Below are 14079 nucleotides of genomic sequence, written 5' to 3' on the forward strand. Positions count from 1 at the left end.
CGAAGGCCAAGGCTCTGAATCAGGCGGCGGTACTACCGGCAAGGACGATACTGGCAACGGCCTTGAATAGCCAAAGGATAGACTGGCTAGGGTGCTAGCCCCTAGCCAAGCCTATCGCCCCAAAAAGTAAACATGAAACACTAAACTTTAAACACTAAAAAGATGAAAGCGAACACTTGGAAAACAATTCTTCAGATAGCCATCAGCATTCTGACCGCTATCGCTACTACGCTCGGAGTAACGAGCTGCATGGGATAAAGAACAAAAACGACCGCTCACCTCAATATGAGGAGAGCGGTCATTTTCGGTCACGGTCATTTTCGGTCATTAAGGATTTCAGATTATCAAAATATCCCTCTATCGTATAAAATAAGGTTAAATCGAGTTCGCCCAGCCAACAAAATCCATCCATATCATCAACTTTCTGAATATTTTTTGTATTTTTGCAGATATATTGCAAGAATGTAGGGGGTTGAGCATGGCTTATCCTCCTAGATTATAGGCGCATAATTATTAAAAGATTAGAGAATGAAGAAAATATTTATCATGAGCATTATAACCATGCTATCAAGCCTGTATTCTTGTCAGGCGCAAAATAAGGGCTATAAGAGTCTGTCGGCAGATGACTATGAGAAAGCCATCGCTGACACCGCAGTAATCCGTCTCGACGTACGAACCGCAGAGGAGTTTGCCAATGGGCATATTCGGGGCGCAATCAACATTGACGTACTGAAATCAGACTTCGAGCAGAAGGCCGCTGCCACTCTTCCCAAAAGCAAGACTATCGCCGTGAACTGCCGAAGCGGCAAGCGAAGCAAAAATGCCGCAGCTATATTGACAAAGAACGGCTATCAGGTAATAGAACTCGATTCCGGATTTATTGGCTGGCAGGCAGCAGGAAAAGAAATCGTAAAGGAGTAAAGTTAAAATAACTGAACTTCCCCACATGCGAAAGTTCCGTTAGTTATTATAAAATTTTAATTTGTAGCGTATGAAAAGAATTTTGCGAATTTTGATGATTGCCATCTGCTGCATGGTTTCATGCAATATGGTGGCGAATGCGGGCAACGACAAACCTATCTCTGTAAATGCACTTCCTGCAAAGGCTCAGACCTTACTCAGCCAGCATTTCAATGGTCAGAAGGTGATGCTTGCTACCATTGAGTCGGGCGTTGTGAGCAGAAGCTACGACGTGGTTCTGCAGAATGGCACGAAGCTGGAGTTCGACAAAAAGGGAAATCTTACAGAGATTGACTGCAAGCAGGCCACCGTGCCAGACCAGCTGATTCCGCAAGCCATCAAGAATTACCTGATGGCTAATTATGCAGGACAATCGGTGAAAAAGATAGAAATGAACAAGAATGAATACGAGGTAGAACTGGCAAACGGATTGGATTTGACCTTCAACAAGCATTTCCAATTAATAGATATTGACTGATTATCAAGTTAACTGAACTTTCGCATATCAGGAAGCTAAGTTTAGCAAATAGTTTAAGTACGGACTGAAGGCCCAAAAGCAAAAAAAAATCCCAGTCAGGATAAAACCTTGACTGGGATTCTTATTTTAAATCTCTCTCTTATTTTTCTCATCTATAAAAAGATGATTACTTCAAACCACGATTGATAAGAGTTGTGTTGAGAAGCATCACGTACTTACGATACTGACTGTTGTTCAAGATAACGTGCATGTACTTGAGATCCTTCAAAACTGCCTTGTCAATCATTGCAGAACGTTCCTCACCCTTTGCTGTTGCAGCATTCATCATGTCTGCGGTGAAGTTCTTGTGTACATCAGCTACAGCCTCTACCTGGTCGATGTTCAAGCTCAAAGCATCTGCCAAGCTAGACATCTTTACATTCATGTTGTAAGCTGCTGTTGCATTTGTCTCCTCTTCTGCTGCGAAAGTAGCTGTTGCCATTGCAAACATAGCTACTGCTAATACCATAATCTTCTTCATAATCTTTTTACCTTTCTTTACTTTGTGAGTCCTGCACATCCGTAGACGCCGGCTCTGTTAAACATTATCCTATAGTCTTTTTCTTTAAGACGCTGCAAAGATACGAACTTTTCTCTGTGTGCGCAAACATTTCTTGGGATATTTTCAGTTTTCCGCCTATTTCTTGACTTAAATCAACAACAATACACCGAAATAGGCATCAGAACGTTAGAGATATTACATTTTCTCTATCATTTTGTAATATCATCGAAAAAAAAGCCCTTTTTCTTCGTTTATACCAATTATTATTTGTACCTTTGCAAAAGATTCAACCTATAAAACAAGCAAAATGGTACAGGAAAATCATATAGACAAGGCACTCGCCTTTATGGAAAGTCTCGAGAAACTGGGCAACCAGCTCAAGGCGGCTGAGGAACACCAGAAGCAGCTCATCGCCCGAATGCTGGATCTCAAGAAAGAGAATCTGACCGACGGCGAGGAATATGCTGAACTCTCGCAGAAGAGCAAAAGTCTGCAGGACATCATCGACAAATGGCGCCCTATCTATCTGGAGCGCATGGAGATGGTAAAGAGCGTAAGCATTCAGAAAAGAAAAAGAAATAATAAAAAATAAATATAGAAATGGAAACAAACAACAAAAACAAGTTTATTGTAGTTTCATACGCACTGTATGATGTAACTAATGGTGACAACGGCGAGGAAATGCTCATCGAGCGCACAACCGACGAGCGTCCGTTCATCTTCATCAGCGGTATGGGTGTTACCCTGCCAGCTTTCGAAGAGAAGGTGGTAGACCTGGCTAAGGGTGATGAGTTCGACTTCCAGCTGGACCCAGAGCAGGCTTACGGACAGCACTATGATGAGCGCGTACTGGAGCTCGACAAGCAGATTTTTACCATCAACGGCCAGTTTGATGCACAGCACGTACAGGTAGGCGCTATCATCCCATTGCAGAACGAGGATGGCAACCACTTCAACGCAGTCGTGAAGAACATCAGCGATACAAAGGTAACCTGCGACCTGAACCACCCATTGGCTGGCTTGAAGCTCAACTTCTGCGGTCAGATTCTCGAGAGCCGCGAGGCTACTGCTGAGGAGATTGCCAAGATGGCTCAGATGATCAGCGGCGAAGGTGGCGGCTGCTCAGGTGGCTGCGACAACTGCGGCGGCGACTGCAAGGATGGCAACTGTGAAGGTGGTTGCGAAGGCGGCTGCAACAAGTAATAAACACCTTTATAATATATTAAGGTAATGAGGAATACATTTGGTAATCTTTTCACTCTCACTACGTTTGGAGAGAGTCATGGAATAGCTGTAGGAGGCGTTATTGACGGATTTCCTGCAGGCATAGAAATCGACATGGACTTTATCCAGAGCGAGCTGAACCGCCGACGCCCAGGACAGAGCCACATCACTACGGCCAGAAAGGAAGCTGACAAGGTAGAGTTTCTGAGTGGTGTGTTCGAAGGCAAATCAACAGGAACCCCTATCGGCTTTGAGGTGCGTAACCAGAACCAGCATTCTCAGGACTATGAGAACATGCGCTGTCTCTTCCGCCCTTCTCACGCAGATTTCACCTATCACGAGAAGTATGGTGTACGCGATCATCGTGGCGGCGGCCGTTCTTCAGCCCGCATCACCATTGCCCGATGCGTAGGCGGAGCTTTGGCTAAACTTGCCTTGCGACAGTTGGGCATCAGCATCACGGCCTATACATCGCAGGTGGGCAGCATCGCGCTGGAGAAAGATTATCATCTGTATGACCTTAACACCATAGAAGATAATCCGGTGCGCTGTCCTGACCAGCGGAAGGCGAAGGAGATGGAAGATCTCATCGCCCAGGTTAAGGCCGACGGCGATACGATTGGTGGAATCATCACTTGCGTCATCAAGGGTTGCCCGGTAGGATTGGGCGAGCCTGAATTTGGCAAGCTTCATGCCCAACTGGGTGCTGCCATGCTTGGCATTAACGCCGTGAAGGGTTTTGAATATGGTGAGGGATTTGCCGGAGTTACTGCCCGCGGAAGTGAGCAGAATGATGTCTTTATCCCGAAGGCTGATGCTGCAGAGACGCCAGCTGATGCTGCTGTGAATCAGGATATTGCTGCCCGTATTACAACAAAGAGCAATCATAGCGGAGGAATACAGGGCGGTTTGAGCAATGGTCAGGACATCTATTTCCGTGTTGCCTTTAAGCCAATTGCTACTCTGCTGATGGAGCAGAATACGGTAGATTTGGAAGGAAATGCCACCATGCTGACTGCCCGCGGCCGTCATGATCCTTGCGTTTTGCCAAGAGCCGTGCCAGTGGTTGAAGCCATGGCTGCCATGGTGATTCTGGATAACTATCTCTTGAATAAAACAATAAAACTTTAATTAGTGATTAATTGGTAGTGATTAACAAACTAATCACTACCAATTAATCACTAATATCTACCTAAAGCTTACTGTCCTTTAATAGTTTTGGGCAATATTCATTAAAAAAGCATTTATCGCAGAGCGGCTTCGTACTCTTGCAAATATATCTGCCATGCAGCAGAATCCAATGATGCGCATTCGGAATATCCTCAGCCGGAATGTGTTTCATCAGATAATCTTCTACTTTTCGGGGCGTATCTGCCGTTTTCGGCACCAACCCCATACGATGACTCACACGGTAAACATGCGTATCCACCGCCATCGTAGCATGACCGAACCATACGGCACGAATCACATTCGCAGTCTTGCGCCCCACTCCTGCCAACTTCTCCAAATCATCCGCAGCCTCAGGCACCTCACCTCCGAACATCTCAACCAGCTGGCGAGACATTTCAGCAAGATGCTTCGCCTTGGCATTCGGATAACTCACCGAACTGATCAACTCATAAATATCTTCCTCGCTCGCCTGTGCCATGTGCTGCGCATCAGGATAACGGGCAAAGAGAGCAGGCGTAACCATGTTGATGCGTTTGTCGGTACATTGCGCAGAAAGCAAGGTAGCCACCAGAAGCTGAAATGCGCTACCGAACTGCAACTCGGTAGTTACATTCGGCAGCGCACTTCTGAAATGGTTCAATATAAAATCGTATCTTTCCTTACGAAGCATTTCTCTTACTTTTTAGCAGGAGCAGCCTCCTCTTTCTTCAGCTTTCCCTTGTAAGCCTTGTTCAAGCCGGAAATCACCTCTTTTGTAATATCGTAAGCCTTGTCAGCATAGAGCAGATTATCGCCGCTCTTAGAGAAGATAATGCTGTACTTCTTGTCCTTGTTATAGCGGGCAAGATAGTTGGCAATGCTGTCGTGGAGCGCCTTGTTGTACTTCTCCTGCTCAGCAGCAAACTCGTTGCTCAAGCGCTGCTGCAAGCCCTGCAGGTCGTTGTTCTGCTTCTGCAGTCCAGCCTGGATAGCCTCAGCCTGCTCGCGGGTGTAAGCATTCTGCTGAATCTTCTGCTGGAAGTTGGCTGCTGCTGCCTGAAGCTGCTGGCCCTTCTGCGCAATAGTAGCCTGAATGTTCTGACCCTTCTTCTCCAAGATAGAAGAATACTCCTTAGCAAAGGTATACTGAGTCATGATAGAGTCTACCTCTACATAAGCAATCTTCAATTCAGCAGGAGCCTTGCTCTCTGACTTAGCCTCTACCTGAGGCTGAGATTTGTTGCATGATGCCAATGACAGGGCAGCAACAGCTGCAATTGCCACTGAACTCAAAATGTTCTTTCTCATTTTTTCTATCATATTATATTATTACTATTTTCTAATAAGCCTTGTTGGCTTCCCTTGCCTCGCGGTCCTGATCCACCACACAATGAATGCCCTGCTTGCGCAAGCCCGGATTGTCGTGCACATGCTGGGAAGAGAACTTGCCGTTCTTCTTAAAAATCACCTTTACGCAAAATAATGCCATGCAGATAGCAATTATTAACACGCTTAATAACATTAATTTTATCATTTTTATTACCTTTGCAGTGCCTTAGTGCACTTTTGGGTGCAAAGGTACTATTTTTTTGGGAATAACCAAAACAAAATAGCAGAAATAAATGTTTTATCAAAACAAAATAATAGAAAATAAATGAATAAAAGTGAATTGAAGCCTGCTCTCGTGTTCGAGCAGTTCGCAAAAATCAACGAAATACCTCGTCCTTCCAAGCACGAGGAGAACATGATTGAGTTTTTGAAATCTTTCGGAGAGGCTCATCAGCTCGAAACGCTGGTAGATGAAACCGGTAATGTGCTCATCCGTAAAGCTGCCACTCCAGGCTACGAGCATGCTGAAACCATCATCCTGCAGAGCCACATGGACATGGTTTGCGATAAACTGGTAGATGTTGATTTCGATTTCCACAAAGACGCCATCCAGACTTACGTAGACGGAGAATGGCTTAAGGCAAAAGGCACTACATTGGGTGCTGACGACGGTATAGGCTGCGCCATCGAGCTGGCTATCCTGGCAAGCAACGATATTGAGCATGGTCCTATCGAGTGCGTCTTTACACGTGATGAAGAAACCGGACTGACCGGTGCTCACGGCATGAAGGCGGGCTTTATGACCGGAAAGATGCTCATCAATCTTGACTCAGAGGATGAGGGCGAAATCTTCGTATCCTGCGCCGGTGGTCAGACAACCCATGCCACTTTCCACTTCTCACGCGAAGAGGCTCCTGCGGGTTATTTCTTCATGGAAGCTTCGCTGAAGGGTCTCAACGGTGGTCACTCGGGCGATGACATCAACAAGAAGCGCGCCAATGCCATCAAAATTCTTGCCCGCTTCCTCTTCCTCGAAAATGAGAAACTGGATGGAAGTCTGCGCCTCGTAAGCTTCAACTGCGGCAAAATGCACAATGCGATTCCTCGCGACGGAAAAATTGTTTTCGCCGTCAAAAATGCTGATAAGGAACAGGTTCGTGCCGACTGGAACATCTTTGCATCAGAAGTAGAAGATGAATTCCACGTAACCGAACAGGCTATGCTGTTCAATATGAGCAGCACCGATGCTGCACCTGTCATCGAGAAAGCTGTAGCTGACAAGTTCGTAATGGCTCTCCAGGCTGTAGACAACGGTCCGCTTACTACCTGTCAGGATGAGGCGATTGCCTGGATGGTAGAAACCTCAAGCAATGTGGCAAGCGTGATGACCGATGAGAACAGCATCAACATCGTAGCTTCTCAGCGAAGTAACGTGATGAGCAATCTGGAGAACATGACCAACACCGTAAAGGCAGCCTTCCTTCTGGCTGGCGCCGAGGTAACTGTAGGCGACAAGTATCCAGCTTGGAAGATGCGCGCCAACAGCGAGCTTACCGACCTGGCTGTGAAGGCTTATGAAAAGCTCTTCGGCAAAAAGCCATTGGTAAAGGGTATTCATGCCGGTTTGGAGTGTGGTCTTTTCTCAGAGCGTTATCCTGAGCTCGATATGGTAAGTTTCGGTCCTACCCTTCGCAATGTTCACACCCCAGACGAGGCTCTTCTCATTCCTACTGTAGAGATGGTTTGGGATCACTTGCTGGAGATTCTCCGCAGCGTGGCTAAATAAGCAAGCTCGCTAAATAAAACAACGAGCTTAATAAAAGCAGTGCGGCTTAATAAAAAAGAAGATGTCTATGATAAAGAAAATGATGTTTTTCATGGTTTCAGGACTTGTGCTGATGTTCACCTCGTGTGGCGATCAGCACAAGGCTCAATCTCTTGTCAAGGATTTTCTTAATGAAAACCTCGTTGAGCAGGACTGCAGCTATGAGCGGTTCTCCCGCCTCACTCCTACCGCCATGATCAGTTTCGACCAGATGAAGGTGATGCGACAAAATGTCAGCAAACTGCCTTACGTCAAGAAGAATATTAATTATAATGATGCAGCTTATCCCGACACCTTATTATATTTAAGGGCTACATACAAGCTGACCAACCATCAGGGCGAGAAGCAGGAAGTAACCCAAACCTTTTATCTTGATAAAGGTTTGACAAGAGTAATCGGGTTTAAGGAAAACTAAAAAAATAGTTAAGAATTGCCTTTCAGCAAGGCAGTAAGAATAAACAGAAAGAGTTGACTAGCATTTTAACTAGCCAACTCTTTTTTCATATAATCTCTTATTTCTTTTCTAGCCAGAGTCAGACGATTCTCAGCCGCTTTATATCCGAGGTTCAGACTTTGGGCAATCTCGCTCACCTGCATTCCTTCGAAGAGATTCAGGCGGTAAACCTTGCTTCTCTTCTCTGTGAGCCGGGCAATGCCACGCTCCAGAATCTCGTTGGTCTGCTGGGCAGAGAAAACTGATTCGCCATCAACATCATATCTTCCCATCCAGTCGCTAGCTCCCAGGAAGTGTTCATACTCCTCAATCTTATGCTTGCGCCGGTAATAATCGATAATCAGATTCTTGGCAATGGTGTATACAAAACAAGGTAAAGTAACAGGCGTAATCATCTTATCGCCTCGAAGTAATCGCACAAAAGTATTCTGCACGATGTCTTCAGCCTCGTCTGCCGGAAGCGAACGGGACATGACATACAACTTCAGCTCGTTGTAGTGTTCAGAGTAATAATCAGCAATAATGCTGTAATTTGAATTTGTTTGTTCCATGATGGCGATTTTTTTAATCATGTTTTTCGTTTATCGATATTGCAAAGGTAATAAAAAAAAGGAAAGCCACCAAAGGAAAGCGAAAAAAAATGTGCTAAATGTTCGTTTTGAAACATTTAGCACATATGATAGAAACAATTTGTAACATGAAATGTTACGCATCGCAAAGTTTTATTTCTTAAATCAAACCTTTTTACAGGTTGGATTACTTAATCATGTCAACGCTTCTCTTGAGGAATGCGTCGAGCGATGCACCCTTCAACATACCGTTCTGAAGCAGGGCAAGGTCGATGAGCTGGTGAACAATGTTGTTGTTCTTAGCATAGCCCGAGATGATTTCGTTGCGCTTAGCCTTCTCATCGCTGATGGCCTTCTCTGTGTTGTGAACATCATCCTTCTCCTGCTGGGTAATCTCTTCAGGCTTCTTCTTGTTCTGCTCCTGATGGAGTACGGCAAGGCGAGCTTCCTGACCCTTGATTTCTGCAAGGATTGGCTTCAATGTTTCAGCAGTGTTGGCCTCAGCATCTTCCAATACCTTCTTTACCAGAGCATGGTCTGAGTTCAGTACGATGTTGTAGCTGTCTGGCATCTGACCGTAGAAGTTCATGCCTGCCTGGAACTGGCTCATCGCCTTCATACGGCGCATGTACTCGTTCTGAGTGATGAGCACTGGCTGGTTCTGTTCGCCCAAAGCCTGAATCTCAACAAAGAATTCTGCCTTGTCAAGCTGAGGCATCTGAGAGCGGAATACTTCTGTCAAGTTGTCAGACTGCTCTTTGCTCAAATCGGTCTTCTTAGCATCTTCCTTCACGATGAGGCGGTCGATGATGTCGGCGTCAACACGTGTAAAGCGGCTCTTCTCCAGCTTCTGCTCCAGCATGTTTACCATCGGCGTATCGAGCTGACCTTCCATCAGAAGTACAGAATAACCCTTCTGCTTGGCAGCCTCGATATAAGAATACTGCTCTTCCTTATTGTTGGCATAGAGATAAACCAGGTTGCCGTCCTTATCGGTCTGATTGTCCTTAATCAGCGTCTTGTACTCCTCGAAAGTAAAGTACTTGCCCTCAACATCTTTCAGAAGTGCGAAGTCCTTTGCGCGCTCGTAGAAATCTTCCTGAGAGAGCATTCCGTAGTTGATGAAGATCTTGAGATCATCCCATTTCTCTTCAAACTCCTTGCGGTTCTCCTTGAAGATAGAGTTCAGACGATCGGCTACCTTCTTGGTGATGTAGGTAGAAATCTTCTTCACGTTGCTGTCGCTCTGCAGGTAGCTGCGGCTTACGTTCAGCGGAATGTCCGGTGAATCGATTACACCATGAAGCAATGTGAGGAATTCTGGTACAATGCCTTCTACCTGGTCGGTTACGAACACCTGGTTGCAATAGAGCTGAATCTTGTTGCGCTGCATGTCGATGCTGCTCTTGATGCGTGGGAAGTAGAGAATACCCGTGAGATTGAATGGGAAGTCTACATTCAGATGAATCCAGAACAACGGGTCGTCCTGCATCGGATAAAGGGTGTGATAGAACTTCTTGTAGTCCTCATCCTTCAGTGTGCTAGGAGCCTTGGTCCAGAGAGGCTCCACATTATTAATAATGTTATCCTCATCAGTCTCCACATTCTTGCCGTCCTTCCATTCGGTCTTCTTGCCGAAAGCAACAGGCACTGCCATAAACTTGCAGTACTTGTTCAGAAGTTCCTCAATCTTGTTCTTCTGCAGGAATTCCTTGCAATCATCAGCAATATGGAGGATGATGTCTGAACCACGCTCAGCCTTGTCTGCATCTTCGATTTCGAAAGCAGGTGAACCATCGCAGCTCCACTTTACAGCCTTGCTTCCCTCTTTGTAGCTCTTAGTGATGATTTCTACCTTGCTGGCTACCATGAAAGAAGAATAGAAGCCGAGACCGAAGTGGCCGATGATGGCGTTGGCATTCTCCTTATACTTGTCGAGGAAGTCAGTTACGCCTGAGAATGCAATCTGGTTGATATATTTATCGATTTCCTCCTCTGTCATACCTATACCATGGTCGCTGATAGTCAAGGTTCCAGCCTTCTCATCGAGAGAGACACGAACGGTTGTGTCGCCTATCTCGCCCTTGAAATCGCCCTGAGCTGCAAGAGTCTTCAACTTCTGTGTAGCATCTACGGCGTTTGAAACCATCTCACGGAGGAAGATGTCGTGATCTGAATATAAGAATTTCTTGATGACAGGGAAAATGTTCTCTGTCGTTACACCAATATTACCTTTCTGTGCCATAATATAAAATGTTTTTATTCGTATTTACTTTATTATTGTTTGGCAAGGGGACTTACAAATAGCGTGCCAAAATAAAAGCCCTCTTACCAAACAGAATAAAATAGCTGAAAAACATTTTATGATTCAGCGAAGCATTTTATGACTAAATGTCTCTTGGAAATCCCTTTGCCAAACCGCCTTCGCTTGTTTCCTTGTAAAGCGAAGGTAGGTCATGACCCGTCTGTCGCATTACTTCAACTACACGGTCGAAAGATACGGTATGATGGCCATCTGAGAAGGAAGCGTAGAGGTCTGCATCCAAAGCTCGGGCGGCAGCAAAGGCATTTCGCTCGATGCAAGGAATCTGAACCAGTCCGCAAACCGGGTCGCAGGTCATTCCGAGATGATGCTCCAATCCCATTTCGGCAGCATATTCTACCTGAGCCGGACTGCCTCCGAAAAGCTGGCAGGCTGCAGCCGAAGCCATGGCGCAGGCAACACCTACCTCGCCCTGGCAACCTACATCAGCACCACTGATAGAAGCATTCTGCTTTACGATGTTGCCCACCAATCCGGCTGTAGCCAAGGCTCTCAAGATGCGCTGTTCACTCATATCATGAGAAGTAAACATGTGGTAGAGTACAGCTGGCAATACACCACAGGCGCCACAGGTAGGAGCTGTAACGATGGTACCACCCGAAGCATTCTCTTCGCTCACAGCCAGCGCATAAGCATAAACCAAGCCGCGGCTCTGCAGGGAAGCACGGTAACCCTTCGCCTTTATATAATAGGTGGCAGCCTTACGCTGTAGCTTCAGCGGACCCGGCAAAACACCTTCATGGTTCAAACCATTTCTGATGCTCTGCTTCATCGTTTGCCAAACCATGTCGAGATAATCCCAGATATCTTCCGATTCGCATTTCTCAACATACTCCCAGAATGAGCGTCCGTTATCATAGCACCATTGCTTGATGTCGGCGAGCTTGTTCAGATCATAAACATCCTTGGCGCCCAGCTCTTCGTTGCCGGCAGTACCATCTGATATGGCTCCACCACCAATACTGTAAACGGTCCATTCATCGATAATATCGCCGTTCAGATCCTTGCCCACAAATTTCATTCCGTTGGGATGATAAGGAAGGAAAGTCTGTGGCTGCCAGATAATATTCACAGTTTTATGAGGTCTGAGCACTTCTTCTATTGCCACATCAGTCATGTGTCCCTTACCTGTAGCAGCCAGACTTCCATAGAGGGTTACTTCATAATAAGAAGCGTTAGGGCAACGCTCCTGAAAAAGTTTGGCTGCACGCTGAGGCCCCATCGTATGACTGCTCGATGGCCCCTTACCTACTCTATATAATTCCTTTAATGACTTCATTTTTCTCGTATTTAATATTTTTACTTATCGATTTTTTCTCTTTTAATGGGCTCAGTTACTTATTTCTTCAGTTTACCATCAGAAAGTTACTTCATCTGCTTGGCTTTCAGAATGATGACATCCGTGAGAGGTCTGTCGTTGTTCGTCTTATCGGTAGCCACATTCTGAATCTTATCAACCACATCCATGCCTTCAAGCACCTCTCCGAATACAGTGTAGCCGTTGTCAAGGTGAGGAACACCACCATGCTTGATGTAGCCCTTTTGCAACTGTTCTGAAGGAATGGCGTAATACTTGCCGTCCCGTTTCAGTTTTTCTACATAATATTCCATCTGCCGGGGAGAAAAATTTCTGCCCCAGGTGATGTAGAAATCAGTAGACGCCGAAGCTTTGGCCGGATTTTCATCATCTCCTTCGCGAGCAGCACAGAGCTGTCCGCGCTTATGATAATATTTAGGATAGATGATTTCTGCCGGAACCGTATAGTTTACATCAAACTTCTGCGGCTTTTTCATGTTCACCTTTCTGCATGAATAATCGCCACCCTGAATCATGAAATTCTTGATGACACGCTGAAAGATGCAACCGTCATAATAGCCCGAATTGACAAGTTTCAGGAAATTATCCCGATGCTTGGGAGTATCATTGTAGAGAGCCACGAGAATGTTACCCATCGTAGTTTCCAGCAACACCTGAGGGCAAGTTGGATTGTGCGGTGTTTCCCAGTCGAGCAGAGAATCGGGCTTAGACGCCACAACTTTTCCGGCTGGTTCTGATGTGTTCTGATTGCCTTCACTCTGAGCGAATGTCGTAACAGGCACCGTAAGAAGAGCGAGTGTCAATAATCTGATGATCTTCTTCATATTTTTGTATAATTTTACATCTATTTATGTTATCGGATGCAAAGATAATGATTTTATTCTAAAAAATTGATTTTTTATGCGGGAAAAGTTCCTTTGTTTCATACATTCTTCATATCTTTGCAGCAGAAGACAGAAAATGCAATCAATTATGAAGAAAAAAATATATATTATCATCGCTTTTTGCACTTTCCTCACTACAGAAGCAAGTGCACAGCAACAGGTAAGCTTCGGACCATTGCACAGTCCGGACAGTCCGCGCGAAGAATGGTTGCTGCCTGGCGATACGGTTTACCAGGCAGGAAAACCTATGATTTATCAGGGAAAACCGGTGAAGAATGCATATATGACTCCTGCCCGACTATCAGATAAGAAAGAAACTCTCGGCAAAAACGGATTACTGGGTGATGCTTCGCTAGACAGCACCTATTATAATAATCCCATCTCCAACCTTACCAACAGCTTGAGTTATCCGTTGGGCTATGGCTGGGGGCTGCACAAGGGATTGAATCTCTCGGTAGATCTTTCTGCCTTTGCTACATTCGGCAAGAATGTGCCTCACAGAGGCGGTTTCACCCAGACCATCGATGCAACCTACCTGACGCCACTCACCAAAGACAACAAACTCTGGTTGGCTCTGGGCACTTATATCAACAACGTAAACTATGGTGGAGACAGTTATCATGACGGTGGAGTCTACGGCATTCTGGGCTACCAGTTTAATGAGCATTGGGAGGCTTACGTTTACGGTCAGCTTAGTGTAGCCAACAATTACAATTCTCTTTACGGCCGTTATGGCGGTTATGGCTATGGTCCCTACGGCTATTCGCCTTGGGGCTACGGAATGTATCCTTGGGGTATGGGAAGAGGAATCATGCCGGGTGGCTACGGAATGGGAGTACCTGGCGCCAACGTTTTAGGAGCCGGTGTAAGATACACTAATTCCAAAAAGACTTTCTCTATCGGCTTAAACGTAGAAGGAGTATGGTATGATAATAAGACGCCAGCCTATTTCAAGCAATACGACTATCCTGTGCCAAAGGCGCCTGAAAAGGATTAAGAAAAAGATAAAGCATAAAAAGAAAGAG

General features: G+C 45.6%; 17 protein-coding genes. 9 read left to right on the forward strand and 8 right to left on the reverse strand.

What is annotated here, in order from left to right; all coding sequences use genetic code 11:
• The first annotated feature begins 162 nt into the window (after window positions 1-162).
• From F7D47_RS12415 to F7D47_RS12425, 3 genes are all read left to right on the forward strand, one after another.
• Window positions 163-258 (forward strand): smalltalk protein, encoded by a 96-nt coding sequence (locus tag F7D47_RS12415; RefSeq protein ID WP_153072405.1) that lies wholly within the window; start codon window positions 163-165, stop codon window positions 256-258.
• A 270-nt stretch (window positions 259-528) separates the two neighbouring features.
• Window positions 529-921: a rhodanese-like domain-containing protein gene (locus F7D47_RS12420; protein WP_119227164.1), complete on the forward strand. Its 393-nt coding sequence runs from the start codon at window positions 529-531 to the stop codon at window positions 919-921.
• A gap of 70 nt (window positions 922-991) precedes the next feature.
• On the forward strand, window positions 992-1438 hold the full coding sequence (locus F7D47_RS12425) for a PepSY-like domain-containing protein (protein WP_228112360.1): 447 nt from the start codon (window positions 992-994) through the stop codon (window positions 1436-1438).
• A gap of 166 nt (window positions 1439-1604) precedes the next feature.
• Here F7D47_RS12425 and F7D47_RS12430 read toward each other — a convergent pair whose 3' ends face one another.
• A complete protein-coding gene (locus F7D47_RS12430) occupies window positions 1605-1958 on the reverse strand; it encodes a hypothetical protein (protein WP_118152866.1) in 354 nt (117 codons plus the stop codon).
• A 328-nt stretch (window positions 1959-2286) separates the two neighbouring features.
• On the opposite strand from F7D47_RS12430, the gene F7D47_RS12435 reads away from it, so the two are divergent.
• Genes F7D47_RS12435 through aroC form a run of 3 tightly spaced genes read left to right on the forward strand, consistent with a single transcriptional unit; the run spans window position 2287 to window position 4334 of the window.
• Window positions 2287-2571, forward strand: a complete 285-nt coding sequence (locus tag F7D47_RS12435; RefSeq protein ID WP_006846647.1) for a hypothetical protein — start codon at window positions 2287-2289, stop codon at window positions 2569-2571.
• An 8-nt stretch (window positions 2572-2579) separates the two neighbouring features.
• Entirely contained in the window at window positions 2580-3182 is a 603-nt protein-coding gene (locus F7D47_RS12440) for an FKBP-type peptidyl-prolyl cis-trans isomerase (protein ID WP_153085523.1), read from the forward strand.
• Between the two features lie 27 nt (window positions 3183-3209).
• Window positions 3210-4334, forward strand: coding sequence for a chorismate synthase (aroC, locus tag F7D47_RS12445; RefSeq protein ID WP_153085524.1), 1125 nt, complete (start codon window positions 3210-3212; stop codon window positions 4332-4334).
• 61 nt (window positions 4335-4395) lie between these two features.
• Here the strand turns inward: aroC and nth are convergent, their stop codons facing one another.
• Genes nth through F7D47_RS12460 form a run of 3 tightly spaced genes read right to left on the reverse strand, consistent with a single transcriptional unit; the run spans window position 4396 to window position 5886 of the window.
• Complete coding sequence (gene nth, locus F7D47_RS12450) at window positions 4396-5043, reverse strand: endonuclease III (protein WP_006846651.1); 648 nt, start codon at window positions 5041-5043, stop codon at window positions 4396-4398.
• 5 nt (window positions 5044-5048) lie between these two features.
• Complete coding sequence (locus F7D47_RS12455; RefSeq protein WP_040552750.1) at window positions 5049-5660, reverse strand: OmpH family outer membrane protein; 612 nt, start codon at window positions 5658-5660, stop codon at window positions 5049-5051.
• A 31-nt stretch (window positions 5661-5691) separates the two neighbouring features.
• A complete protein-coding gene (locus tag F7D47_RS12460) occupies window positions 5692-5886 on the reverse strand; it encodes a hypothetical protein (protein ID WP_117586554.1) in 195 nt (64 codons plus the stop codon).
• A 120-nt stretch (window positions 5887-6006) separates the two neighbouring features.
• On the opposite strand from F7D47_RS12460, the gene F7D47_RS12465 reads away from it, so the two are divergent.
• Both F7D47_RS12465 and F7D47_RS12470 read left to right on the forward strand, forming a co-directional pair.
• Entirely contained in the window at window positions 6007-7467 is a 1461-nt protein-coding gene (locus F7D47_RS12465) for an aminoacyl-histidine dipeptidase (protein WP_153085525.1), read from the forward strand.
• A 67-nt stretch (window positions 7468-7534) separates the two neighbouring features.
• The gene (locus F7D47_RS12470; RefSeq protein ID WP_153072469.1) at window positions 7535-7921 is read left to right on the forward strand and encodes a hypothetical protein; all 387 of its coding nucleotides are present in this window, start codon (window positions 7535-7537) and stop codon (window positions 7919-7921) included.
• 65 nt (window positions 7922-7986) lie between these two features.
• Here the strand turns inward: F7D47_RS12470 and F7D47_RS12475 are convergent, their stop codons facing one another.
• The 4 genes from F7D47_RS12475 to F7D47_RS12490 form a co-directional block, all read right to left on the reverse strand.
• The gene (locus F7D47_RS12475) at window positions 7987-8511 is read right to left on the reverse strand and encodes an RNA polymerase sigma factor (RefSeq protein WP_118254759.1); all 525 of its coding nucleotides are present in this window, start codon (window positions 8509-8511) and stop codon (window positions 7987-7989) included.
• Window positions 8512-8716: 205 nt separating this feature from the next.
• Window positions 8717-10774 carry a molecular chaperone HtpG gene (gene htpG, locus F7D47_RS12480; protein WP_153085526.1) on the reverse strand — a complete coding sequence of 686 codons (2058 nt, stop codon included), beginning with the start codon at window positions 10772-10774 and terminating at the stop codon, window positions 8717-8719.
• A 142-nt stretch (window positions 10775-10916) separates the two neighbouring features.
• On the reverse strand, window positions 10917-12131 hold the full coding sequence (locus tag F7D47_RS12485; RefSeq protein WP_153072467.1) for an L-serine ammonia-lyase: 1215 nt from the start codon (window positions 12129-12131) through the stop codon (window positions 10917-10919).
• Between the two features lie 86 nt (window positions 12132-12217).
• Window positions 12218-12994 carry a peptidylprolyl isomerase gene (locus tag F7D47_RS12490; protein ID WP_153085527.1) on the reverse strand — a complete coding sequence of 259 codons (777 nt, stop codon included), beginning with the start codon at window positions 12992-12994 and terminating at the stop codon, window positions 12218-12220.
• A gap of 148 nt (window positions 12995-13142) precedes the next feature.
• Between F7D47_RS12490 and F7D47_RS12495 the strand changes: the two genes are divergently transcribed.
• Window positions 13143-14051 (forward strand): hypothetical protein, encoded by a 909-nt coding sequence (locus F7D47_RS12495; protein ID WP_228112268.1) that lies wholly within the window; start codon window positions 13143-13145, stop codon window positions 14049-14051.
• Window positions 14052-14079: the final 28 nt, after the last annotated feature.

The organism is Segatella copri, assembly GCF_009494835.1.
In the GTDB taxonomy this organism is placed as follows: domain Bacteria; phylum Bacteroidota; class Bacteroidia; order Bacteroidales; family Bacteroidaceae; genus Prevotella; species Prevotella copri_F.

What these genes read in the sequence shown, in the direction of transcription:
- F7D47_RS12455 (WP_040552750.1), bottom strand. Translation starts at nt 5,660, where the DNA reads ATGAGAAAGAACATTTTGAGTTCAGTGGCAATTGCAGCTGTTGCTGCC.
- htpG (WP_153085526.1), bottom strand. Translation starts at nt 10,774, where the DNA reads ATGGCACAGAAAGGTAATATTGGTGTAACGACAGAGAACATTTTCCCT.
- F7D47_RS12415 (WP_153072405.1), top strand. Translation starts at nt 163, where the DNA reads ATGAAAGCGAACACTTGGAAAACAATTCTTCAGATAGCCATCAGCATT.
- F7D47_RS12465 (WP_153085525.1), top strand. Translation starts at nt 6,007, where the DNA reads ATGAATAAAAGTGAATTGAAGCCTGCTCTCGTGTTCGAGCAGTTCGCA.
- F7D47_RS12440 (WP_153085523.1), top strand. Translation starts at nt 2,580, where the DNA reads ATGGAAACAAACAACAAAAACAAGTTTATTGTAGTTTCATACGCACTG.
- F7D47_RS12435 (WP_006846647.1), top strand. Translation starts at nt 2,287, where the DNA reads ATGGTACAGGAAAATCATATAGACAAGGCACTCGCCTTTATGGAAAGT.
- F7D47_RS12485 (WP_153072467.1), bottom strand. Translation starts at nt 12,131, where the DNA reads ATGAAGTCATTAAAGGAATTATATAGAGTAGGTAAGGGGCCATCGAGC.
- F7D47_RS12430 (WP_118152866.1), bottom strand. Translation starts at nt 1,958, where the DNA reads ATGAAGAAGATTATGGTATTAGCAGTAGCTATGTTTGCAATGGCAACA.
- F7D47_RS12490 (WP_153085527.1), bottom strand. Translation starts at nt 12,994, where the DNA reads ATGAAGAAGATCATCAGATTATTGACACTCGCTCTTCTTACGGTGCCT.
- F7D47_RS12495 (WP_228112268.1), top strand. Translation starts at nt 13,143, where the DNA reads ATGAAGAAAAAAATATATATTATCATCGCTTTTTGCACTTTCCTCACT.
- F7D47_RS12460 (WP_117586554.1), bottom strand. Translation starts at nt 5,886, where the DNA reads ATGATAAAATTAATGTTATTAAGCGTGTTAATAATTGCTATCTGCATG.
- aroC (WP_153085524.1), top strand. Translation starts at nt 3,210, where the DNA reads ATGAGGAATACATTTGGTAATCTTTTCACTCTCACTACGTTTGGAGAG.
- F7D47_RS12470 (WP_153072469.1), top strand. Translation starts at nt 7,535, where the DNA reads ATGATAAAGAAAATGATGTTTTTCATGGTTTCAGGACTTGTGCTGATG.
- F7D47_RS12425 (WP_228112360.1), top strand. Translation starts at nt 992, where the DNA reads ATGAAAAGAATTTTGCGAATTTTGATGATTGCCATCTGCTGCATGGTT.
- F7D47_RS12475 (WP_118254759.1), bottom strand. Translation starts at nt 8,511, where the DNA reads ATGGAACAAACAAATTCAAATTACAGCATTATTGCTGATTATTACTCT.
- nth (WP_006846651.1), bottom strand. Translation starts at nt 5,043, where the DNA reads ATGCTTCGTAAGGAAAGATACGATTTTATATTGAACCATTTCAGAAGT.
- F7D47_RS12420 (WP_119227164.1), top strand. Translation starts at nt 529, where the DNA reads ATGAAGAAAATATTTATCATGAGCATTATAACCATGCTATCAAGCCTG.